The sequence below is a fragment of the Pseudomonas syringae pv. tagetis genome, assembly GCF_022557255.1.
GTDB lineage: Bacteria > Pseudomonadota > Gammaproteobacteria > Pseudomonadales > Pseudomonadaceae > Aquipseudomonas > Aquipseudomonas caricapapayae.
The window spans coordinates 2,185,224-2,208,290 of the sequence record NZ_CP092923.1 but is presented as its reverse complement, the minus strand read 5'-3'; the positions used below and the strand labels follow the sequence as shown (position 1 = coordinate 2,208,290).

Sequence of the window (23,067 nt, the reverse complement as noted above, 5' to 3'; positions counted from 1 at the left end):
CGATCCTTGCTGAATGTGGCTGACCGTCGGGCGGGGTCGTATCAACAAGAACGAATTGGCGGAGAAATATTTAGAAAGGTTTGTGGTGGTGACAGCCGGACACCTGATAGTCCTCACGCTCCAGTGCGAATGCCTTGAGTGCCCCTGTGTCGCACCGGCTATTCAAGATCGGACGCGGAGCGTCCAGAACGGCGCACCGACGCAGAGCATCGGCACGATAGTTGAGATTATCGTTCCACACGCTCCAGCGTGGGAATGCAGCTCGCGACGCTCTGCGTCGCAAAGAGGACGCGGAGCGTCCAGAACGGCGTACCGACGCAGAGCGTCGGCACGATAATCAATCGGCGATAACTCAGACAACTACTTATCCGAATGCCCCTGCGCCATCGCCACCACGACTTTACGTTTGCCGGTAAACGGCGCGCGTGAGTGGGCGGTGAGCATGTTGTCGAGCATCAGCACGTCGTTTTCCAGCCAGGGGAAGCTGACGGTGCATTCGTCGAGTACGCCACGAATTTCGTCCAGCAGGCTTTCTTCGAGGGGCGAGCCGTCGCCGTAGTAGACATTGCGCGGCAGGTCTTCCTCATCCACTACGTCCAGCAGTGTTTCGCGCACTTCCGGTTGCAGGTTGGAGATGTGAAACAGATGAGCCTGATTGAACCAGACGGTGTCGCCGGTCACCGGGTGGCGCGACACGGCCTGACAGATCTGCCGGGTACGCAGTTCGCCGTCATCTTTCCATTCGCACTCGATGTTATGTGCCCGGCAGTAGGCCTCGACCACACGCTCATCTTCGGTGTTGAATACCTGGCTCCATTCCACATCGAGCCCGTTGCCGTAGTTGCGCACGTACATCAGCTTCTTTTCGATAAAGCGTTCACGAATGCGCGCCGGAATGCGCCGGTATATCTCGCGGCTGTCGGCGATCGGCGTTTCGCCCCCCGTCTGCGCGGCGATCATGCTGTAGAACCAGATTTTCATCGGCCAATCCAGCGTATAGGCCTGCTCATTGTGCAGCGGAATGCTCTGGTGAGCAGGGTACTCGGTCGAGGTGTACACGCCCTTGGTCACGTTGCTGCGCGGCGTGGAGCCAAACTCGTAGTTGAGCAACGGATCACCAAAGCCCGCCGCGAACTCACGAAACGCTTCGGCACCGCCGACCTCGAAGCCACGAAACAGAATGCCGCCCGCGCTGTACAGGTGTTCGGCGACCAGCAGCTTGAGTTCGCCCAGCGCTTCCATCAAGTCCAGACCGGGCTCGGGCGCCTGCACCAGCATGGGCAAGCTGCCCGCCCCTGCCAGCAGTGGCCGGATATCCAAACTCAACGCATGACTCATGATGTCTCTCCCTTGATGGCAAAAGCGCCCGAGCCCCTGCGGCCTGGCGCAACACCAATGTCCAGATTGAACGTACCTGGCGAGCAAAAAATTAGCCGATCATGCCCATTTCCCGCGCCGTGCGGGGCTTCCGGCAGCTCTGAAACAATTTTTTGCATTTAAACGCAAAAAATTCCTGCAGGAATCTCGTTCTCATTCGTCTTTAACTGAATGCGAGGCTTTATATCGCCCGCGCGTACAGACAGAGGGAGCCGCATTGCGGTTGCTCTACATCGTGAATCGAGATTGTTTACCCATGTCGAAGAAGTCCCGTTCAAAAATCTGGTTTCTCGTCCACAGCTGGCTTGCCCTGCCCATCTGGTTTTTTGTGCTGATCGTCTGCGTCACCGGCACGCTGGCAGTGGTCAGCAAGGAAATCATGTGGCTGGCCAACCCGGAAATGCGTGACAACCGCCCCTCGGACGATGCCCCGCGCATGAGCTTCGAGCAGATTCGCGCGACCATCGAGCGCAACGAACCGGACCTTATCGTCGGCACGATCATGCAGCCGGACGGCGACTACTTTGCCCTCAGCGTGTTCGTCACCTACCCGGACGGCCGCTCGGTGCCGGCCTACGTCAACCCTTATACCGGGGTGATTCAGGGCCTTACACCGTCGTTCGACTTCCGCCGCTTCACCCGCGCCCTGCACGGCTGGTGGCTGGTGCCGTTCACCAATGGCTATTCATGGGGCTGGTATCTGGTGTCGATTCTCGGCCTGCCGCTGCTGGCGTCACTGGTCACCGGGCTGGTGGTGTACAAGAAATTCTGGCGCGGCTTTTTCAAACCGGTGCGTTTCAGCCAGGGCCCGAGGATTTTCTGGGGCGATCTGCATCGTCTCAGCGGCGTCTGGTCGATCTGGTTCATCGCGGTGATTTCCGTCACCGGCACCTGGTTTCTGATTCAGGCAATTCTGGGCGATAACCAGATCAGCATTTCCAGTAAATCCCAGGTCGCCTCGATCATTGCGCACAACGCCGTACCGCTGACGGCCGACGGCAGCCCTGCACCGACCATCAGCCTGGAAAAGGCCGTTGAAATTGCCAAGGAGCGGATACCGGGCCTTGAAGCCAGCTTCATCACCCCGCCCTTCAACGCCTACAGCAACATGCAGGTTGGTGGACGAAGCTGGTACCCGCTGATGTTCCAGACCGCCGAAATCAACCCGTACAGTGGCGAGATAGCCGCTTCGCACCTGCTATCGGACCGCAACAAGCTGGAGTTCGTCACCGAGTCCATGCGCCCACTGCACACCGGCGATTTCGGTGGCATCTGGATCAAGCTGATCTGGGCATTCTTCGGCCTGCTGCTGAGCATGATGGTCCTCAGCGGCTTGCTGATCTGGAGCAAGCGTACCGCGCTGGCGACGCTCAATGCCCTCAAGCGTGAAGCCAGAACCGCCCCTGCCATCTTCACCCCGGCTTCGACCCCGGACACCACTCGCTCGCCGCTGGCGACCCGCACCCCGGAGAACAGCCTGTGAGCAAGGCCGCTGCCGCACAACCTGCATCGTCGCTGAGCCGTTTCTGGTACAGATGGCGCTTCCATATCAACGTGCTGCTGGTACTGATCCCGTTGGGTTTCATGCCCAAGTACTTCTCCGACAACGCGCTGGATCGCGGCGACCAGGGCCTCGGCCAGCGCGACGTCGGCGAGATTCAGGTCGGGCCGTGGAGCCTGCGTCTGGCAGAAGATCGCAACGAACCGCCACGTCTGTCCGGGCCGTCGGGTTACATGAAAAGCTTTAATGCGGCGCTGTGCAACGCGTGCATCGACCGGGTCAAGGCCACTTACCTGCGCATCGGCAAACCGCGCAGTCTGCGGACGGCCGGGGTGATTTTCTTCGGTGGCGGCTACCGCATGAGCGCGTTCATGCAGATTCCGGAAACCACCAGCGCCGATTCCGAACTGTGGATCACCATGGAAGGCTGGGACGGCGCCGTGCATCAGACTTCCATCCCCCTGCAACAGGCCTCGCCCACCACCGTGGCGTGGCTGAAAAAACAAGGAGCCAAACCATGAGTGCCCGCCCTTCCCTGCGCTGGCTGACGGTCAGCGCACTGTGCCTGCTTGGCCTGAGCGGCAACGCTCTGGCGCATAACCCGATGTGCGAATGCAAACAGATCGACAATGAGCAGATCCGCTGCACCGGCGGTTTTTCCGACGGCAGTGGTGCGCCGGGCGTGACCCTGGACGTGATCGGCTATGACGAAACCATCCTGGTGCCCGGCAAACTGGGTGAGGATTCGACCGTGACCTTCAAGCGTCCTGCCTCCGAGTTCTATGTGCTGTTCGATGCCGGCCCCGGCCACGTGGTGGAAATCGATCAGGCGGATATCCCCAGCCCATGAGTGCGCCAACCCGACAAATCGTCCGCCCGGCCGGTGCGGGGCATGAAACCCTGTATGTTCTGCTGCTGTGCCTGCTGATCCTCGGCATTGCTGCGGGCGTAGTCAGCCTGCACCGCGACACTCAGGAGACGCACAGCCTGGCCAGCCATCAACTGGATGCACGGCGCGACCTGAGCGCTGCCGAACAAGGCATCTACGCCGATCTGCGCGTGACTCTCGACGAGATTCGTTTGCTGACCGAAGAGCAGCAGACGCCGGTCACCGCCGAACAACTGGGCGAAGAAGGCTTTGCCCCGTTCGCCAGGGATGCCAGTTCGGTCAGCCGCGGCGATCACGCCTGGCACATGATCGACCGGTCTTATCTGGGACTGAGCCAGGCACCGAGCGTGGCCGGCTCGTTTCTGATGCGCGTCGATTCGGGCGAGCAGCCCGACATCTGGATCAACCGCAGCGCCTCGGTCGCGCCTCTCAGCGAGCTCGATGACAGAGCGCTGATGGACGCAGGCTGGAAACAGATCGTCGCGCAATTCGATGCAGGCGTGACCCGTCAGCACCCGCACTGAAACTCCGCATTCATTTGAAAGAAGACCGCTTGCCCATGCCTATTTCATTCAAACGCCGTCCCTTGCTGCGCATCCTGCTGGCAGGCTTGTTTGCTACCCTGCTGACACCGTCCAGCTATGCCACCGACCCGGCCAAGCGCCTGCGTATCGGCATCACCCTGCACCCGTATTACAGCTATGTGAGCAATATCGTCGGCGACAAGGCCGAGGTCGTGCCGCTGATCCCGGCGGGTTTCAACCCGCACGCCTACGAGCCGCGGGCCGAGGACATCAAGCGCATCGGTTCGCTGGACGTGATCGTGCTCAACGGCGTCGGTCACGACGACTTTGCCGACCGCATGATCGCCGCCAGCGAAACGCCGAACATCAAGACCATCGAAGCCAATGCCGACGTACCCTTGCTGGCCGCGACCGGGGTGGCAGCCAGAGGCGCAGGCAAAGTGGTCAATCCGCACACCTTCCTGTCGATCAGCGCCTCTATCGCCCAGGTCAACAACATCGCCCGCGAGCTGGGCAAGCTGGACCCCGACAACGCGAAAACCTACACCGCCAACGCTCGCGCCTACGGCAAACGCCTGCGACAGATGCGCGCCGACGCCCTGGCCAAACTCACCAAGGCCCCCAACGCCGACTTGCGCGTGGCCACGGTACACGCCGCCTACGACTACCTGCTGCGCGAATTCGGCCTGGAAGTGACCGCTGTGGTAGAACCGGCACATGGCATCGAACCCAGCCCGAGTCAGTTGAAAAAGACCATCGACCAGTTGCGCGAGCTGGACGTGAAGGTGATCTTCTCGGAGATGGATTTCCCGTCCACCTACGTCGACACCATTCAGCGTGAATCCGGGGTCAAGCTGTACCCGCTGTCACACATTTCCTATGGCGAATACACCGCCGACAAGTACGAAAAGGAAATGGCCGGCAACCTCGACACCGTGGTACGTGCCATTCAGGAGTCGGGCGCATGACTGTTGCGCAGCACCTCGATATTGCCAGCCAGGGCCCCGGCATCGAATTCAACGACGTGAGTCTGACACTGGGGCGCACCACGATTCTTGACCGTATCTGTTTCAACGTGCGCGCAGGCAGCGTACACGCGCTGGTCGGGCCGAACGGCGGCGGCAAGAGTTCGCTGATCAAGACCCTGCTCGGGCAGACGCCGCATCAAGGCCAGTTGAGTCTGCAATGGCGAGCCGCGCCGGGCCTGACGGGTTACGTGCCGCAGGCCCTGGAGTTCGACCGCGGCCTGCCGATGACCGTTGACGATTTCATGGCAGCGATGTGCCAGCGACGCCCGGCGTTTCTGGGTTTGTCGAAGCATTACGCGGCAGCAATTGGCGAGGCGCTGGAGCGGGTCGGCATGCAGGACAAACGCAAACGGCGCATGGGCGCGCTGTCCGGCGGCGAGCGCCAACGTGTGCTGCTCGCCCAGGGGCTCATCCCCGCGCCGCAATTATTGGTGCTGGATGAGCCGATGTCGGCCCTGGATGAAGCCGGGATTCAAGTCTTCGAGCGTCTGCTCGGTGACTGGCGTCGGAGCGGCATCACCGTGCTCTGGATCGAGCACGATCTGGACGCCGTAAGGCGCCTGGCCGATCAGGTAACCGGGCTCAATCGACGAATACTGTTCGACGAACCTGCCGCGACGGCACTGACGCCTGAGCGCCTGCTGACCTTGTTTTCCGCTCATCCGCGTGCTGCGGATGCCGGTCACGGGGGGCAGGCGTGATGGATTACGAAACGTTTCGTCTGTTCATTCAGGGCCTCGCCTCATCCGGCTATCTGCCCGAGGCGCTGGCCTACGGTTTCGTGGTCAACGCCCTGCTCGCCGGACTGCTGATCGGCCCGGTGCTGGGGGGGTTGGGGACGCTCGTGGTGGTCAAGCGCTTCGCGTTTTTCTCCGAAGCTGTGGGCCATGCCGCATTGACCGGCGTGGCAATCGGCATTCTGCTCGGCGAGCCGTACACTGGCCCCTACGGCGCGCTGTTCGGTTACTGCCTGCTGTTCGGCATTGTCCTCAATTACCTGCGCAACCGCACCGGGCTGGCACCGGACACGCTGATCGGGGTGTTCCTGTCGGTGTCTCTGGCACTGGGCGCAAGCCTGCTGCTGGTGCTGGCCGGCAAGATCAACGTGCATATTCTGGAAAACGTGCTGTTTGGCTCGGTGCTGACCGTCAACGGCAATGACCTGCTGGTGCTGCTGATCGTCGGTTCGCTGGTCATGGGCCTGAGCCTGCCGCTGTACAACCGCATCATGCTGGCCAGCTTCAACCCGCAACTGGCTGCAGTGCGCGGCGTGGCAGTGAAGCCCCTGGATTACCTGTTCGTGATTCTGGTGACACTGATCACCGTTGCCGCCGTAAAAGTCATCGGCGCGATCCTGGTCGGCGCATTGCTGGTGATTCCGGCTGCGGCGGCACGCCTGCTGAGCCAGTCGCTCAAAGGTTTTTTCTGGATCTCGGTGGCCATCGCGACGATCAGTACCCTGTGCGGCATCCTGCTGCCGATTGTCTTCGACCTGCCTGTGCCGTCCGGCGCGGCAATTATTCTGGTGGCCGGTGTTGCCTTCGCCCTCGCCGCCATCGCTCGCGGCACACTGCCGAGCCTGAAAGGGAATATTGGATAAATGCCTACGTTACGTACCTTAACCCTGGCGCTGGCCATGAGCGGCCTGTTCAGCAACAGCCTGTATGCCGCCAACGCCAACACCGACAGCGCGCAACCGGTACGGGTGCTGGCCAGTCTGCCGATCACTTATGGCCTGGGGGAGATTCTGCTCAAGGACAGTGGTGTCGTGCTGGAACGCGCGGCGGCTGCCAACCTGCCCGGCTCACGTCAGACGGCGTACTTCACCGGGCGCGGTGCCGACGCCTTACGTGGCCTGGCGAACAACGCCGACGCGGTAATCGGTTTGCGCTCGATCTGGGCAGATGACCCGCTCTACCCCAACGCCCGCCGCAGCAACATCCGCATCGTCGAGATCGACGCAGCACGCCCGGTGGATGGCAGCCTTGCGGGGATTGCCGTGCAACCGGGCCAGGGCGCTGATGGGCTGAACAGCCAGCCGTGGCTGGCGAGCAACAATATGGGACGCATGGCCGATGTGCTGGCGGCGGATCTGGTGCGCTTGGCACCGGCGTCCAAGCCGAAGATCGAGGCCAATCTGGCGGCATTCAAGCAGCAGCTGCTCAAGCTCAGCGCCAGCAGCGAAGCAGCGCTGGCCGGTGCCGACAATTTGAGTGTGGTGAGCCTGTCGGACCGCTTTGGCTATTTGATCAGCGGGCTGAATCTGGAACTGATCGACAGCCAGGTGCTGACGGACGAGCAGTGGACACCCGAGGCGCTGAGCAAGCTGAGCGCGACCTTGCAAGACAATGACGTGGCGCTGGTGCTCGATCACCGTCAGCCGCCCGCGCCGGTCAAGGCTGCAATCGAGGCGGCCGGCAGCAAGCTGCTGGTGTTAGGGATTGATGGCGCTGATCCGCTGGCGGAGTTGCAGGGCGATATTCAGGGGATTATCAAGGTGCTGGCTGGTAACGGGGAAGGTTAACGTTGCGCACGCTCCTGCGTGGGAATGCCGTTCGCGACGCTCTGCATGGCACGAGGACGCGGAGCGTCCAGAACGGCATGCCGACGCAGAGCGTCGCACGATAATTGAATTATCCATGCAGACCGGCGCAGAGCTTCAGCACGACAGTTGAGATTCTCGTTCCCTGCGCTCCTCCGCGTCGCGCGACAGGTGCGCAGAGTATTGGCACGATCGCTGGTCAACCAGCCAGTCAGGCCGTCTGGGCTTCCATTCTCTGCCGCAGGCTCAGGGGCCGCATGTCGGTCCAGACTTCTTCGATGTAGGCCAGGCACTCTTTCTTGAAGCCGCTCTTGCCCACGGTGCGCCAGCCGTTGGGAATCGCCTTGTAGTCGGGCCAGATGGAATACTGTTCTTCATGGTTGACCACAACTTGAAAGACGATGTCTTCCCGATCGAATACTGAAGTCATTGCTGCTCTCCGTGTATGTGTTCAGCGCTGCCGTGCCAATTCATGGCAGCGATAAGGATTGAACGTATCGCTACGTCGAAAAATTAAAGCTGTGCGACCGCGGCATTGAGCGCACGACCGAAGATATCTGCCACCTCGTCGACCTGCTCGGCGGTAATCACCAGCGGTGGCAGGAAGCGCACCACGCTGCCGTGCCACCCGCCCAGTTCAAGAATAAGCCCGCGTTTGAGGCATTCACGCTGGATCAGCGGAGCCAGACGGGCGAAGACCGGCGGATGCCCCTGCGCATCTCGCGCACCGGCCGGGTCAACCAGTTCTACGCCAAGCATCAGCCCGCGACCGCGAATGTCGCCCAACTGCGGAAAATCGCGCTGCAAAGCTTGCAAATGAGCGCACAGACGCGCGCCCATAGCCGTCGCGTGTTCGCAAATATTGTGCTCTTGAAGATAGCGCATTACCGCCGAACCGGTAGCCATCGCCATCTGATTGCCACGGAACGTCCCGGCGTGAGCGCCCGGCAGCCAGGTGTCGAGCCACGAACGATAGACCACCACCGCCAGCGGCAGGCTGCCACCAATGGCTTTGGACATGACCACGACGTCCGGGATGATCCCGGCGTGCTCGAAGGCGAACATCTTGCCGGTGCGCGCAAAACCGCTCTGGATCTCATCGACAATCAGCGCTACACCGGCCTTTTCGGTGATGCGGCGTACGCCACGCAACCAGTCGAGATCAGCAGGAATCACCCCGCCCTCCCCCTGAACCACCTCTAGAATGACCGCCGCAGGCAGTTGTACGCCCGCTTCCGGGTCGTTGAGCAGGTTCTCCAGATAATGCAGATTGGCGCGCACACCCTGTTCGCCGCCAAGTCCGAACGGACAGCGGTAATCGTAGGGGTACGGCAGAAACTGCACGCCTGTGCCGAGCAAGGCACCGAGGGGCTTTTTAGGCCCCAGGCTGCCCATCAGGCTCAACGCGCCCTGGCTCATGCCGTGATAACCGCCCTGAAACGACAGCACCGTGCTGCGCCCGGTAGCGGTGCGTACCAGCTTCAAGGCGGCTTCCACCGCATCGGTGCCGGTCGGGCCACAGAACTGAATCTTCGCGTCATTGGCCAGTGCCTGCGGCAGAAGGCCGAACAGGTCCTGAACGAACTGGTCTTTCACCGGCGTGGTGAGGTCCAGGGTATGCAGCGGCAATTCATCGGCAATAATTTGCTGGATCGCTTCGATCACCACTGGATGGTTATGCCCCAGGGCCAGCGTACCGGCACCGGCCAGGCAATCGATAAAGCGCCTTCCTTCGACGTCCTCGACATGGATGCCCTTGGCCCGCTTGAGTGCCAGCGGAATCCGCCGCGGGTAGCTGCGCGCATTGGATTCCTGGCGGCTCTGCCGGGCCAGCAATGGCGATTCATCGAACTGGTAGAGCGTTTCAGCCGCTGCCGGGGCAACCCGAGTCAACTGTTCATCGATAAGCCTGGTAGCGACTGACATCTGTGCAACCCTCAATACGCTGCGATAAGCGAGACCGTTGATGACCTGAGACACGAGCCTTGGCGCATGCCGGTTCAGGCGTTTGTTCGTTCCTTTGAAAACGCGCCAGCGAGCTGCGGATTTACACCCGGTAACGAGTTTTTTATCCGCAGCTCCAGCGCCCCGACGAGAGGCTGATCAGAGCCCTTCCAGTTCCGCCATCAAGTCAGCCAGACGATCAAACTTCTGCTCGTCGACCTGCGCTCCGCCCAGGCTTTCCAGATGCGCGGCCAACGCCTGTACGGTGTTGAATTCGAACATCGCCCGCAACGGCACGTTGCGCTGCAGCAGCTTCTGCGCACGTGTAACGACCTGGGTCGCGAGCAACGAATGCCCGCCCAACTCAAAGAAGTTATCGGTGATGCCGACCCGATCGACCTTGAGCACATCGGCCCAGATCGTCGCCAGTTGCTGCTCCATTTCAGTCTGCGGTGCCTGATAATCCTGCTGCACCTGACTGACGTCCGGGGCAGGCAGGGCCTTGCGGTCCAGTTTGCCGTTCGGGGTCAGTGGCATGGCCTCCAGAATCACCAGATGCGCAGGCACCATGTAGTCCGGCAGGCTGGCCTTGAGATGGGCTTTCAGCTCATCGCGCAGGGCATCGTGATCCTGAATTGCAGAGCGTGGCACCAGATAAGCCGCCAGCACTTTGCCCAGCGGGCCGTCGACATCCAGCACTACCGACTCGCGAAGCGCCGGATGCTCCTGCAAGCGGCTTTCGATTTCGCCCAACTCGATGCGATAACCACGAATTTTCACCTGATGATCGACCCGGCCAACGTACTCCAGCACCCCGTCCTTGCGTCGCCGCGCCAGATCTCCGGTGCGATACAGACGTTCGCCCGGCGCGCCGAACGGATGCGGTACGAACACCGGAACAGTGCGCAGTGGATCTGCGACATAACCGCGCCCGACCCCGGCCCCGGCCACGCACAGTTCGCCGACTGCGCCCAGCGGCACAAGGTCCAGCGTATCGTCGAGCAGGTACAGACGATTGTTGTCGGTCGGCGAACCGATCGGCAGATAAGCACTGCGTGTGGAATCCGCATCGACCCGGAAGAACGCCACGTCGTCGGAACACTCAGCCGGCCCATAAGCATTCACCAGCCCGATACCCGGGTAGCGTTGCAGCCACTGACTGGCCAGCTCCGGCGGCATGGCTTCGCCGGTCGGCAGCATCCAGCGCAGGCTGTCGAGCACTGCCTGCTCCTCGGCGAGCAGACCGGTTATCAGCGAAGGCACGCTTTCCAGCACGCTGATGCGCTGCGCTTGCACGTGCGCCAACAGGGCCTGCGGATCGCGGGCAATATCGTTCGGCACGATGTCCACCCGAGCGCCGAACAGCGGTGCGGCAAGGAACTGCCAGACCGAGATATCGAAGCTCTGCGAGGCCGTCTGAGCGATCACGTCGCTGTCGCTCAGGCTCAGATAAGGCACTTTACTCAACTGGTTATTGAGCATGCCGCGCTGCTCGACCATCACGCCTTTCGGTAGCCCGGTGGAACCGGACGTGAAGATAACGTAAGCGAGGTTGTCCGGCGCACTGTAGCGGCCCGGATTGTGCTGCGCAGAGTCGTTCTGCTGCACGTGCTCCCAGACCAGCAGCAGCGGACGGTGCGCTTCAGGCAACGCATCGAGCAACGCTTTGCCCTGCTCGATACATTGCACGCTGCAAACCAGCACCGGCGTACCGCTCTGGCCGATGATGCCGCTCAGGCGCGAATCAGGCAGCGCCGGGTCCAGCGGCAAGTAACCGGCGCCGGCCTTGAAGCTGCCGATGATCATGCCCAGCAATTCGGGCCCGCGTTCGGCCAGTACGGCAACCGGCTGATCGAAACCGATACCGGCTTTGATCAGCACGTGGCCCAGACGGTTGCTGGCGATATTCAGTTCGGCATAGCTGAGCTGGCGATCCAGGCAACTGACCGCTGTCCGTTGCGGATGCGCCTCGACCTGTGCCTCGAACAGCTCGACGTAGCTTTTATCCAGCGGGTAAGCGTGCTCGCTCTGGTTGCAGCCCTCGATCAGGAAACTGCGTTCCTGATCGCTGACCAGCGCCAGCTCGGCCATATCGCCGTGGAAGCCCTCGATCAGCGCCAGCAGGAGGCGTTTGAACTCGGCGAGCATGTTCTGCACGGTGGATTCGTCGAAGTAACGCTGATCGTAGGACAGGTGCAGGCCGAGGTCATCGCCCGGATAGCAAACGGCCGTCAACGGGTAGTTAGTGTGGGTGCGGCCGGAGTCCGAAGTGGCATTCAGGCTTTGTGCCCGGTCGAGCACCGAGACCTCCACCGGCGCGTTTTCGAACACGAACAGGCTGTCGAACAGCGGCTGGCCCTTGGGCAGCTCACTGTTTTCCTGAATAGTGACCAACGGCAGGTATTCGTACTCGCGCAGTTGCATGTTGCTGTCCAGCAACTGGCTAAGCCACTGACGAACGCTGCAACGCTGGTCGTCAGCCGGCATGCCGACACGCAGAGCGATGGTGTTGATGAACAGCCCGACCGTGCGCTGCATTTGCGGCAGTTCCACCGGACGACCGGCCACCGTGACGCCGAACACCACGTCGCGATCACCACTCATGCGCCGCAACGTCAGCGCCCAGGCCGCCTGGGCGAAAGTGTTGACGGTCAACTGATGCTGCTGCGCCAGTTCACGCAGGTGCGCGCCGTCGCGTTCATCGAGACGGGTGTAGCAGTCGCCGACCACCATGCCACCACTGTCACCCGCATGTTCACGCAGGAACGGCCGGTCGCTGGGTATCGGCGTAGGCCGCTCGAAGCCGCGAAGGTTGTGCTGCCACCAGTCACGCGCCTGGGCCAGACCACGACGTTGCAGCCAGCCGATATAGTCGCGATAACGCGGCGCGGGCGTCAGTTGCGCATCGCGGCCTTCGCCCAGCGCGGTGTAAATGTCGAAGAAGTCGTTCATCAGCAGCGAGCGACACCAGGCATCGATCAGGATGTGGTGGTTGCTCATCATGAACCAGTAGCGTGCCTCGTCGACACGGATCAGGCGCAGGTGGAACGGCGGCTGATCGAGCAGATTGAAACCGGCCTCGCGCTCGGACTTGAGCAAAGCCTGCAAACGCGGCTCCTGCTGGTCCTCGGGCACGTCTCGCCAGTCCAGGTAATCGATCGGCGTGCTGCCTGGCTTGTGAATGACCTGCAGCATGGTTTCACCGATATCCCAGCAGAACGAGGCACGCAGGGCTTCGTGACGGGCGATGACCGCTTGCCAGGCTTGAGCGAAGCGTTGCGGGTCCAGCGCGCTGTTGATGCGGTAGCGGTCCTGCATGTAATACAAGCCGGTGCCCGGCTCCAGCAGCGTGTGCAGCAGCATGCCCTCCTGCATCGGCGTCAACGGATAGACGTCTTCGATGTGGCTCGCCGGGATCGGCAATGCATCCAACTGCGCCTGATCCAGATCAGCCAGCGGGAAGTCCGAAGGCGTCAGACCGCCGCTACCATCGGCCAGGCAATGGGCAACCAGTGCCTGCAACCGGGCCAGATAATCCTGCGCCAATGCTTCGATAGCGCCCGGTTGATAGCGCTCGGCACTGAAGGTCCAACGCAACAGCAGTTCGCCACCATACACCTGGCTGTCGATGCTCAGTTCATTGGGCAACGGCGCGTGCGGATCGTGGGCCGCACCCGGCGACTCTTCCAGCGGACGGAACAACGCGTCGCTGGCAAAACTCTGATCGAACTGGCCAAGGTAGTTGAAGGTGATCGGTGCCACCGGCAGTGCCTGCATGGCAGCCCTGCTGGCGCTGTCGGCCAGATAGCGCAGCACGCCATAGCCCAGCCCTTTGTGTGGCACCTGGCGCAGTTGCTCCTTGATCGCCTTGATCGAATCGCCCGGCGTTGCGTCGGCAGCCAGCGCCGGGGTGAGGCGTAACGGATAGGCGCTGGTGAACCAGCCTACGGTACGAGTCAGGTCGATCTCGTCAAACAGGGTTTCACGGCCGTGGCCTTCCAGCTGGACCAGCGTCGACGGCTGCCCGCTCCAGCGGCAGATCACGTCCGCCAATGCGGTCAGCAGCAGGTCGTTGACCTGGGTGCGGTAGGCGCTTGGGGCCTGTTGCAGCAGTTGTCGGGTACGTTCCGCATCCAGCCGCACGCTGACCGTTTGCGCGTGGCGATTCTGCTGACCACCCGACGGGTTATGACACGGCAGTTGTGCCGCAGGACCGCCAAGCTGGCGTTGCCACACATGCAGCTCTTCACGTAACGATTCGTTACCCGCATAGGCCTGCAAGCGTGCAGCCCAGTCGCGCAAGGCACTGGTCTTGGCCGCGAAGCGCACCGGCATTGCCTCGCTTGATTGACGATAAGCGCTTTGCAGATCGTCCAGCAGCACACGCCATGACACGCCATCGACGACCAGATGGTGAATGACTAACAGCAGGCGTTGCCGGCCCTGCGGCCCGTCGACCAGCAAGGCGCGCAACAGTGGGCCGTTTTGCAGATCAAGGCTGCGCTGGGTATCGGCATACAAAGCCGCACATTCGGCCATGTCTGCGACACGCGCCTGAATCAGCAGGCTTTCGGCCGTCACTGCGCGATGTTCGGCCTGCCACTGGCCATTGTGCTCGGTGAAACTCAGGCGCAGGGCGTCATGCTGTTCGAGCACCGCACGCAACGCCTGCTCCAGCAGACGCGGATCGAGGGTGCTGAGTGGCTCCAGCACCAGCGACTGGTTCCAGTGCTGACGCTCGGGGATGGGGGTGTCGAAGAACCAGTGCTGAATCGGTGTCAGACCGGACTGGCCCTGCAGCAGGCCCTGTTCGGCCTGAATCAGTTCACTGGCGGTCGCCACGGCAGCCAGGGTCTGCACGGTCTGGTGCTGGAACAGGTCACGCGGGCTGAAATGAATGCCCACCTGACGTGCCCGGCTGACCACCTGAATAGACAGAATCGAATCGCCGCCCAGTTCGAAGAAGTTGTCGTTGAGGCCGACTTTTTCCACATTCAGCACTGCACACCAGATCGCCGCCAGCTGCTGCTCCAGTTCACTGGCCGGTGCCACGTAATGTTGACGATTGAGTTCAGGGTCCGGCGCCGGCAATGCGCGGCGATCAAGTTTGCCGTTGGCGGTCAGCGGCATGCTGTCGAGCAGAATCAGGTGGGTCGGCACCATGTAGTCCGGCAATTGCGCCTTGAGGTGCAATTTGAGCGATTCGCGCAGTCGGGCCTGTTGCGCATCGCCCTGCCCGGCCACATCACTGACCAGATAACCCGTCAGTTGCTTGCCTGACGGCGTGTCCAGCGCCAGCACGATGGCTTCGCGGATGGCTTGGTGCTCCAGCAGACGGGTTTCGATTTCGCCCAGTTCGATACGGAAGCCACGAATCTTTACCTGATGGTCGATACGCCCAAGGTATTCCACCAGCCCGTCCGCGCGCTGGCGCACCAGGTCGCCGGTGCGATACAGACGTCCGCCGTTGTCGGCAAACGGGTCGGCGACGAAGCGCTCGGCAGTCATGCCGGGGCGCTGATGATAGCCCTGCGCCAGACCTGCACCGCCGATATACAGTTCGCCGCTCGCGCCCTGCGGCACCAGCGCCAGATCGGCGTCGAGAATATAGGCAACCCGCGCCCCGACCACACGACCGATCGGTACGCTGGCTTCCCCCTCCTGCAGGTGGTGCGGGGCCAGACTGGCAAGCGGCATGACCACGGTTTCGGTCGGCCCGTAGGCGTTGAAAAACAGCTCCGGCTGGAAAACTGCACGGATGCGTTGCAGGTGCTCGCCGGTCAGCGCTTCGCCGCCCGTGATGCACATGCGTATCGGCAGGGTCTGGCCCTGAGTCGCCAGCCACTGGGCCAACTGGCTGCCATAACTGGGCGTGAAGCCAAGCACATTGACTTGCTGCTGACGAATCAGCGTGCAGATTTCTTCAGCGTCCCATTGCCCCTGAGCGCGCAGCACCACGCGCGCGCCGCTGAGCAACGGCACCAGCAGGCGCTCGGTGGCAGCATCGAAGTTGATTGAATAGAAATGCAGTTCGCAGTCATCGGGCTGCATGTCGAAGCGACGAATCACCGCCTGACAATGCATGGCGATCTCACCATGGGACACCACCACGCCTTTGGGTTTGCCGGTCGAACCAGAGGTGTAAATAAGGTACGCCTGATGCTGCGGCAGGCTGATGAAGGGCAGCTCATGGGTCGGGCAGGAAGCCAGCAGTGGCTGATCGTCTTCCAGGCACCAGCGGGCAACAGTGGCAGGCAATTCACCGAGGGCTGCAAACAATGCGCGGTCGCTCAGCAGCAGGCCGACGCCGCTGTCTTCGATCATGTAGTGCAGACGCTCCAGCGGGTATTCCGGGTCGAGCGGAACGTAGGCACCGCCAGCCTTGAGGATCGCCAGCAGGCCGACGACCATGTCCAGCGAACGCGGTAGCGCCAGACCGACGCGAACCTGCGGGCCGACACCACGCTCGCGCAGCATCCAGGCAAGCTGGTTGGCCCGAGCATCCAGCTCGGCGTAGCTCAGGGTTTCGCCCGCAAAGGTCAATGCCGGCGCCTCTGCACGCAGCCGGGCCTGCTCGGCGAACAGGCTGTGAATGCACTGATCGAGCCGTTGTTCGCCCGCTTCGACGCCCAGGCTTTCAAGCAAGTGCTGACGCTCGGCATCCTGCAACAGAGGTAATTCACTCAGACGCTGTTGCGGATCGGCGAGCAGCGCTTGCAGCAGGTTCAGCCAGTGTTCGGCCATCTGCGCGATGCGCGGCTCGTCGAACAGATCGGTACTGTAGGTCAGGCAGCAACCCAGGCGGTGATCGAGTTCGGTGACTTCCAGATTGAGGTCGAACTTGGTGGCACGCGCATCGTTGACCAGGTACTCGACGTTCATGCCTGCCAATTCGCGGCTTTGCTGGAACTCCCAGCGTTGCACATTGCACATCACCTGAAACAGCGGGTTGTAGGCCGCGCTGCGTGGTGGCTGCAACGCTTCGACCAGATGATCGAACGGCAAGTCCTGATGTGACTGACCTTCGATGACCGTGTGGCGAACCTGCTCGAACAGCTGTGCAACGCTCATCTGCCCGTCGAGCTGCACGCGCAGCACCTGGGTGTTGAGGAATGCGCCGATCAGGCCCTCGCTTTCCGGGCGAATGCGGTTGGCCACCGGCGCGCCGATGCGCAGGTCATTCTGGCCGCTGTAGCGGTAAAGCAGCACCGCCAGCGTAGCCGTCATGGTCATGAACAGGGTCAAGCCGTTGCGGGCGTTGAAAGCACGAACCTTCGCCGCCAGTTCGCTGTTCAGATCGAAGCGGTACAGTTCGCCCTGATGGCTTTGTACCGAAGGACGTGGCCGGTCAGCGGGAAGCTCCAGCAGCGGGTGCTCGTTGCCCAGTTGAGCAGTCCAGTAATCGAGCTGGCGCTGACGTTCGCCCGCCTCCATCCACTGGCGCTGCCAGACGCTGTAATCGAGGTATTGCACCGCCAGTGTCTCCAGCGGAGACGGCTTGCCCTCAAGAAATGCTTCATAGAGCTGGCCCAGTTCGCGGGCAAAAATGTCCATTGCCCAGCCTTCGGTGACGATGTGGTGCAGGGTCAGGACAAAGTAATGCTCGAGATCGGCAGCCTTGACCAGACAGGCGCGCAGCAGCGGACCGGTTTCCAGATCGAAGGGCTGATGCGCCTCGCTGTCGGCCAGCGCCTGAATACGCTGCTCACGGATCTGGGCGGGCAGCGCCGAGTAATCCTGCCATTGCACGCGCAGGCCGGTGTGTTCGCTGACCTTCTGGCAGGCAACGCCGTTGACGCTGGGGAAAGTCGTGCGCAAGGTTTCGTGGCGCAGGATCAAGGCTTGCAATGCGGCCTCGAAACGCTCGATGTTCAATACGCCTGTCAGACGTGCCATGCCGCCAACGTTGTAGGCCGGGCTGTCCGGTTCCATCTGCCAGAGGAACCACATGCGCTGCTGTGAGTAGGACAACGGCACCGGCTGGCTGCGGTCGACACGGGCAATCGGTTGCAGGCTGCTGCGCTCACCCGATTGTTGAATGGCCTCAACCTGGTCGGCAAACGCGCCCAGCTCGCTGGCTTCGAACAGCGCACGCAGTGGCAGGTCGATGTCGCAGGCCTGCCGCACACGGGAAATGATCTGGGTCGCCAGCAGCGAGTGCCCGCCCAGTTCGAAGAAATCATCACGCAAGCCGACACGCGGCACACCCAGCACCTGGCGCCAGATAGCGGCGATCTGTTTTTCCAGGTTGGTCTGCGGTTCGACATGCTCTCGGGTCTGCCACTGCGGTTCGGGCAAGGCGCGGCGGTCCAGCTTGCCGCTCGGGCCGAGGGGCATGCTGTCGAGGCGTACAAATTGCGCCGGGACCATGTAGTCCGGCAGCTCCAGTGCCAACGCTGACTTGATCCGCTCGGCCTGAACGTCCTGCCCGGCTTCGGCAGTGTAGTAGCCAATCAACTGCGGACCCGCAGCGGTTTCACGCACCAGCACGGCAGCATGACCAACGCCCGCCTGGGCCAGCAGCCGGGCTTCGATTTCCTGCGGCTCGACACGGAAGCCGCGCAGTTTGACCTGCTGATCCAGACGCCCAAGGTACTCCAGTGCGCCGTCGGCAGCCCAACGCACCAGATCGCCGGTGCGGTAAAGGCGTTCACCCGGCTGGCCCAGCGGATCGGCGATAAAGCGCTCTGCGGTCAGCCCCGGACGATTCAGATAACCACGCGCCAGGCCGATGCCACCGATACACAGCTCTCCGGCCACCCCGCGTGGCAGCAGGTTCAGTTCGCTGTCCAGCACACGGCACAGTACATTGCCCAGCGGGCGGCCTATCGGCGAGCGCAGTCCATCGGCAACCTGACATTGCCAGTGAGTAACGTTGATCGCAGTTTCGGTCGGGCCATAACGGTTGTGCAACTGCACGCCGGGCAGTTGCTCCAGCACCCGGTTGCGCAGCTCGCCCGGTAACGCTTCGCCACCGGAAAACAGTCGACGCAGGCTGGTGCATCGCTGCGCCAGCGGCTCATCAATGAACAGTTGCAGCAGCGGCGGCACAAAGTGCAGCGTGGTCACAGCGTATGCATCGACAAGCTGCGCGATGCGATGCGGATCGCGGTGTTCACCGGGACCTGCCAGCAGCAGGCGGCAACCGGTGATCAACGGCCAGAAGCATTCCCACACCGAGACATCGAAGCTGATAGGCGCTTTCTGCATCAGCACGTCGCTTTCATCCAGCGCGTAGGTATGCTGCATCCATTGCAGACGCTCGGCCAGAGCGGCGTGGGTATTGCCGACGCCCTTGGGCTGGCCGGTCGAGCCGGAGGTGTAGATCACATACGCCAAGTTGTCGCCGTGCAGATGCAGGCCCGGCGCGCTGACAGGCCAGTTGTCCAGGTGCAGCGTGTCCATCGCGACCGTGCAGACCCCTTCCGCACTCGGCAGGTCGCCCAGCAGGTGGCTCTGGGTCAACAGCAGCTCGACTTCGCTGTCTTCCAGCATGTAAGCCAGTCGCTCAATCGGATAATCCGGGTCCAGCGGCACGTAAGCCCCCCCGGCCTTGAGGATCGCCAGCAGACCGATCAACAGCTGCGGGGAACGCTCGGCGGCAATCGCCACCTTGACGTCCGGACCTACGCCCTTGTCGCGCAGGTAATGTGCCAGACGGTTGGACTGCGCATGCAGGCTGGCATAGTCGAGGCTGCCGCCGTCCCATATCAGCGCGGTACGTTCCGGAGTCTGGCGAACCTGATGATCCAGCAGTTCCGGCAACCAGAGCCGGGCCGGAGTACAAGGCGCGGCGCTCCATTGCGCCTGCTCGTCCTGCTCATCGACGCCGAGCAGTTGCACCTCTCCCAGTGCAACCTGCGCGTGCTGGCTGACCTGGGTCAGCAAGCATACGTAGTGCCGGGCCATCGCGACGATGGTGTCGCGATCAAACAGCTCATCGGCATAATCGAAGGACAGGTTGAGTCGACCATTGCGGTCCTCCTCGCTGTGCAGCTGTAAATCGAACTTGGCCTCGCGGCTGTGCCACGGCAGCTCTTCGGCCAGCAACCCCGGCAGGCGACGCAGCGCACCGAGGTCGCGTTGCTGATGGTTGAACATCACTTGAAACAGCCCGTGCTCACGCGCCTGCGGGAAGGCTTCGACCAGTTGTTCGAACGGCACGTCCTGATGGGCCTGGGCTTCCAGTGCGGCCTGGCGGGTCTGGGCCAGCAACGTCGAGAACGGCAGGCGCGGGTCCAGCTGTGCACGCAGCACCAATGTGTTGATGAAGAAGCCGATCAGGCCCTGGGTTTCATGGCGCGGACGGTTGGCACCGGGCACCCCGATGCGAATGTCGGTCTGCCCGCTGTAGCGATGCAGCAAGGTCTGGAACCCCGCCAGCAAGAACATGAAAGACGTCGACTGCCAGGCGTGCGCAGTGTTGCGTACGGCCGCGCTCAGCTCGGCACTCAGGCGCAGGCTGTAACGTGAAGCGCTGTGTTGCCGACGTAACGAACGCGGATGATCGGTGTTCAGCATCAGGGTCGGCTGCTCGTCGCCCAGTTGCTGCTTCCAGTACGCCAGCTGTCGCTCGGCCTCGCCGTTCGCCAGCCATTCCCGCTGCCACTGGCCGTAGTCGGCGTAACGCAGCGGTAAAGGTGCCAGTTCCAGGATCTGGCCCTGAACAGCCGACGCATAGAGCCGCGAGAACTCGTCGATCAGCACATTCAGCGACCAGCCATCGGCAATGATGTGATGCAACGTGACCAGTAATTGATGCTCTTCTTCGTCCAGTTTCAGCAACGTGACACGCAGCAGTGGGCCGTTTTGCAGATCGAATGGCCGACGCGCCTGCTCTTCGCGAACGGCAACGGCGCGCGCCTGACGCTCCTCGCCGGGCAGGTCGCTGATATCGATGGCGTCGAGATGGAACTCACTGGGCGTATCAATACGTTGCAGCGCTACGCCATCCAGCTCGTAGAAGCGTGTACGCAGCGATTCATGACGCTCGATGAGGCGCTGGAAGCTGGCATGCAACGCCGTGACGTCGAGTTCGCCACGCAGGTAAAGCCCGCCGGGAATGTTGTAGGCACTGCTTTGCGGGTCGAGCTGCCAGAGGAACCAGAGGCGGTTCTGGGCCATGGATTGCAGCAAATGCGCGTTGCCGGGCAGCCTGACGATAGTGTTCCGGGACGAGCTGTCACCCTGCAGTGCGGTGCCCTGCAGCGCTTCGACCTGTGCCGCAAAAGCCGCCAGCGTCGGCGCTTCAAAGAGCATGCGCAGGTTCAGATCGATGCCCAGCGTCTCGCGCAACCTTGCCACCACCCGGGTCGCGACGATGGAGTTGCCGCCCAGCAGGAAGAAGTGGTCGTCGGCGCTTATGTGTTCGCACCGCAACTGCTCGCACCAGATACTGGCGATCTGCGCTTGCAGGTCCGAACCCGCGTCAGGGACATCGTTTTGGGACGCTGTACTGGTTGCGGGGAACACCGCGTAGCTGTCAAGGCTGCCATCGGCCAGACGCGTGCGGCACGCCGAGCGTTGCAACTTGCCGCTTGACGTCTTGGGCAGCGCGCCCGGATTGAGCAGCACCACAACACTCGGCGCTTCCTGAAACGCTTCGGCAACAGACTGACGAATGACCTTTATCAGCGCCTCAGGGGAGAGGATTTTCTGCACGCTGCGACTGACTTCGGCGGCGATACCGATGCCTTCGCTACCGTCCTGATTGACCGCGAAGGCCGCGACACGGCCTTTGCGCACCACATCGACTTCGCACTCGACGACTTTTTCGATGTCCTGCGGGTACAGATTGTGGCCACGGACGATCAGCATGTCTTTCAAACGACCGGTGATGTACAGCTCGCCGTGGCGCTGAAAACCCAGGTCGCCGGTACGCAGCCAGGTCTGGCCATCGTGTTCGACAAAAGCCTTGGCGGTCGCTTCCGGATTGCGCCAGTAGCCGTGGGCGATGCTGGGGCCGCTGGCCCAGACTTCGCCTATGCGATTCTCGTCCAGCACCTGCAGAGTGGCGGGATCGGCGATCAATACGCCATGCCCTGGCTGGCCAGTGCCGCAGCTCATGACCGGCTGCCCGTCGCCAGGCTCAGCCACATTGCGCGCCAGCGCCTGTGCGTCCAGACGCAACGACGGGATACCCTTGCCGCGCTTGCCACCGGCGACATACAGCGTCGCTTCGGCAAGCCCGTAGGACGCCATGTAGCTGTCCGGCGTGAAGCCGCAGCTGGCGAATTTTTCGGCGAACGCAGTCAGGCTGTCCTCGCGGATCGGCTCGGAACCCGAGTACGCGACACGCCAGCGGCTCAGGTCCAGACGCTCCAGCGCCGAGTCACTGACCCGAGCACTGCACAACTGATAGGCAAAATCAGGCCCGCCGCTGATGGTGCCGCCGTACTCGCTGATCGCTTCAAGCCAACGCAGAGGACGCGTCAGGAAGTATGCCGGTGCCATCAATATGCACGGCACGCCGCTGAAAATCGGTTGCAGCAAGCCGCCGATCAAACCCATGTCGTGGTACAGCGGAAGCCAGCTGACAATGACGTCGTCCGGGTTGACGTCGATGCCGAAGCCATGACGGATCAACAGTTCATTGGCGACCAGATTGCCTTGCGTGACCTGCACGCCCTTGGGCAGCGCGGTCGAACCCGATGTGTATTGCAGAAATGCGATGTCATCGGCATGCAATGACGGCCCTTGCCAGCCTTCGGCCAACACGCTGTCCAGCCTGTCGACGCAGAGCAGTTGCGGCGCGTCGGCAGCGGCCAGCTCACCCATCTGCAGCAAGGCGGGCTGCAAGTCGGAACCGGTCAGCACCAGCCGTGGCTCGGCATCGGCGATGATCGACAGCAGCCGCTCCTGATGATGACGGCGATTGGACTCCGGCGGATAGGCCGGCACTGCGATGATCCCGGCATACAGACAGCCGAAGAACGCTGCCACGTAGTCCGGCCCGCTATGGAATAGCAGAATCGCCCGATCCCCAGGCACGGCCTGACGCTGCAACGCAGCCGCGATGGTCCGCGCACGCAGGTCCAGATCACGGTAGGTCAACACCAGACCCTGATCGTTCTCGTCGAAGAGAAAACGCAGGGCCAGCCGATCCGGCGTGTGCAAGGCGCGACGCTGAAGAGCCTGAGCCAGAGTGTCGGGGAGTTCAAACGCATCCATGATGGGGTTCCTGCTAGATTCGGCGTGCCGGATAAGATCTGAATTTCAAAAAAAAGCGCGCGCCCGTGAAGGGCGTTGCGCGCAAGACAAAA

At 62.1% G+C, this 23,067-nt stretch carries 12 protein-coding genes; 8 read left to right on the top strand and 4 right to left on the bottom strand.

Annotation, left to right across the window (positions count from 1 at the left end):
* Positions 1-360: 360 nt before the first annotated feature.
* A complete protein-coding gene (locus MME58_RS10035; RefSeq protein WP_055007222.1) occupies positions 361-1,338 on the bottom strand; it encodes a TauD/TfdA family dioxygenase in 978 nt (325 codons plus the stop codon).
* A 295-nt stretch (positions 1,339-1,633) separates the two neighbouring features.
* On the opposite strand from MME58_RS10035, the gene MME58_RS10030 reads away from it, so the two are divergent.
* Genes MME58_RS10030 through MME58_RS09995 form a run of 8 tightly spaced genes read left to right on the top strand, consistent with a single transcriptional unit; the run spans position 1,634 to position 7,843 of the window.
* Entirely contained in the window at positions 1,634-2,860 is a 1,227-nt protein-coding gene (locus MME58_RS10030; protein ID WP_055007223.1) for a PepSY-associated TM helix domain-containing protein, read from the top strand.
* Positions 2,857-3,399, top strand: a complete 543-nt coding sequence (locus MME58_RS10025; RefSeq protein WP_055007224.1) for a hypothetical protein — start codon at positions 2,857-2,859, stop codon at positions 3,397-3,399. Before MME58_RS10030 ends, MME58_RS10025 begins: the two co-directional genes overlap by 4 nt.
* Positions 3,396-3,728: a hypothetical protein gene (locus tag MME58_RS10020; RefSeq protein ID WP_054986297.1), complete on the top strand. Its 333-nt coding sequence runs from the start codon at positions 3,396-3,398 to the stop codon at positions 3,726-3,728. The genes MME58_RS10025 and MME58_RS10020 overlap by 4 nt, the downstream gene beginning before the upstream one ends.
* Positions 3,725-4,291: a DUF6162 family protein gene (locus MME58_RS10015; protein ID WP_054986296.1), complete on the top strand. Its 567-nt coding sequence runs from the start codon at positions 3,725-3,727 to the stop codon at positions 4,289-4,291. Before MME58_RS10020 ends, MME58_RS10015 begins: the two co-directional genes overlap by 4 nt.
* Before the next feature lie 35 nt (positions 4,292-4,326).
* Positions 4,327-5,259 carry a metal ABC transporter substrate-binding protein gene (locus MME58_RS10010; RefSeq protein ID WP_054986295.1) on the top strand — a complete coding sequence of 311 codons (933 nt, stop codon included), beginning with the start codon at positions 4,327-4,329 and terminating at the stop codon, positions 5,257-5,259.
* On the top strand, positions 5,256-6,020 hold the full coding sequence (locus MME58_RS10005; protein ID WP_054986294.1) for a metal ABC transporter ATP-binding protein: 765 nt from the start codon (positions 5,256-5,258) through the stop codon (positions 6,018-6,020). Before MME58_RS10010 ends, MME58_RS10005 begins: the two co-directional genes overlap by 4 nt.
* Complete coding sequence (locus tag MME58_RS10000; RefSeq protein ID WP_054986293.1) at positions 6,020-6,919, top strand: metal ABC transporter permease; 900 nt, start codon at positions 6,020-6,022, stop codon at positions 6,917-6,919. Before MME58_RS10005 ends, MME58_RS10000 begins: the two co-directional genes overlap by 1 nt.
* Positions 6,920-7,843 carry a metal ABC transporter substrate-binding protein gene (locus tag MME58_RS09995; RefSeq protein WP_054986292.1) on the top strand — a complete coding sequence of 308 codons (924 nt, stop codon included), beginning with the start codon at positions 6,920-6,922 and terminating at the stop codon, positions 7,841-7,843.
* A 229-nt stretch (positions 7,844-8,072) separates the two neighbouring features.
* On the opposite strand, the gene MME58_RS09990 is transcribed toward MME58_RS09995, so the two are convergent.
* From MME58_RS09990 to MME58_RS09980, 3 genes are all read right to left on the bottom strand, one after another.
* Positions 8,073-8,291: an MbtH family protein gene (locus MME58_RS09990; RefSeq protein WP_054986291.1), complete on the bottom strand. Its 219-nt coding sequence runs from the start codon at positions 8,289-8,291 to the stop codon at positions 8,073-8,075.
* Positions 8,292-8,374: 83 nt separating this feature from the next.
* Complete coding sequence (locus tag MME58_RS09985; protein WP_055007225.1) at positions 8,375-9,787, bottom strand: aspartate aminotransferase family protein; 1,413 nt, start codon at positions 9,785-9,787, stop codon at positions 8,375-8,377.
* Between the two features lie 177 nt (positions 9,788-9,964).
* The gene (locus MME58_RS09980) at positions 9,965-22,975 is read right to left on the bottom strand and encodes a non-ribosomal peptide synthetase (RefSeq protein WP_122297179.1); all 13,011 of its coding nucleotides are present in this window, start codon (positions 22,973-22,975) and stop codon (positions 9,965-9,967) included.
* Positions 22,976-23,067 lie beyond the last annotated feature (92 nt).

Excerpts from the sequence above, each read along its gene's own strand:
- MME58_RS10005 (WP_054986294.1), top strand. The coding sequence starts at position 5,256 with ATGACTGTTGCGCAGCACCTCGATATTGCCAGCCAGGGCCCCGGCATC.
- MME58_RS10030 (WP_055007223.1), top strand. The coding sequence starts at position 1,634 with ATGTCGAAGAAGTCCCGTTCAAAAATCTGGTTTCTCGTCCACAGCTGG.
- MME58_RS10000 (WP_054986293.1), top strand. The coding sequence starts at position 6,020 with ATGGATTACGAAACGTTTCGTCTGTTCATTCAGGGCCTCGCCTCATCC.
- MME58_RS09980 (WP_122297179.1), bottom strand. The coding sequence starts at position 22,975 with ATGGATGCGTTTGAACTCCCCGACACTCTGGCTCAGGCTCTTCAGCGT.
- MME58_RS09995 (WP_054986292.1), top strand. The coding sequence starts at position 6,920 with ATGCCTACGTTACGTACCTTAACCCTGGCGCTGGCCATGAGCGGCCTG.
- MME58_RS10015 (WP_054986296.1), top strand. The coding sequence starts at position 3,725 with ATGAGTGCGCCAACCCGACAAATCGTCCGCCCGGCCGGTGCGGGGCAT.
- MME58_RS09990 (WP_054986291.1), bottom strand. The coding sequence starts at position 8,291 with ATGACTTCAGTATTCGATCGGGAAGACATCGTCTTTCAAGTTGTGGTC.
- MME58_RS10010 (WP_054986295.1), top strand. The coding sequence starts at position 4,327 with ATGCCTATTTCATTCAAACGCCGTCCCTTGCTGCGCATCCTGCTGGCA.
- MME58_RS10020 (WP_054986297.1), top strand. The coding sequence starts at position 3,396 with ATGAGTGCCCGCCCTTCCCTGCGCTGGCTGACGGTCAGCGCACTGTGC.
- MME58_RS09985 (WP_055007225.1), bottom strand. The coding sequence starts at position 9,787 with ATGTCAGTCGCTACCAGGCTTATCGATGAACAGTTGACTCGGGTTGCC.
- MME58_RS10035 (WP_055007222.1), bottom strand. The coding sequence starts at position 1,338 with ATGAGTCATGCGTTGAGTTTGGATATCCGGCCACTGCTGGCAGGGGCG.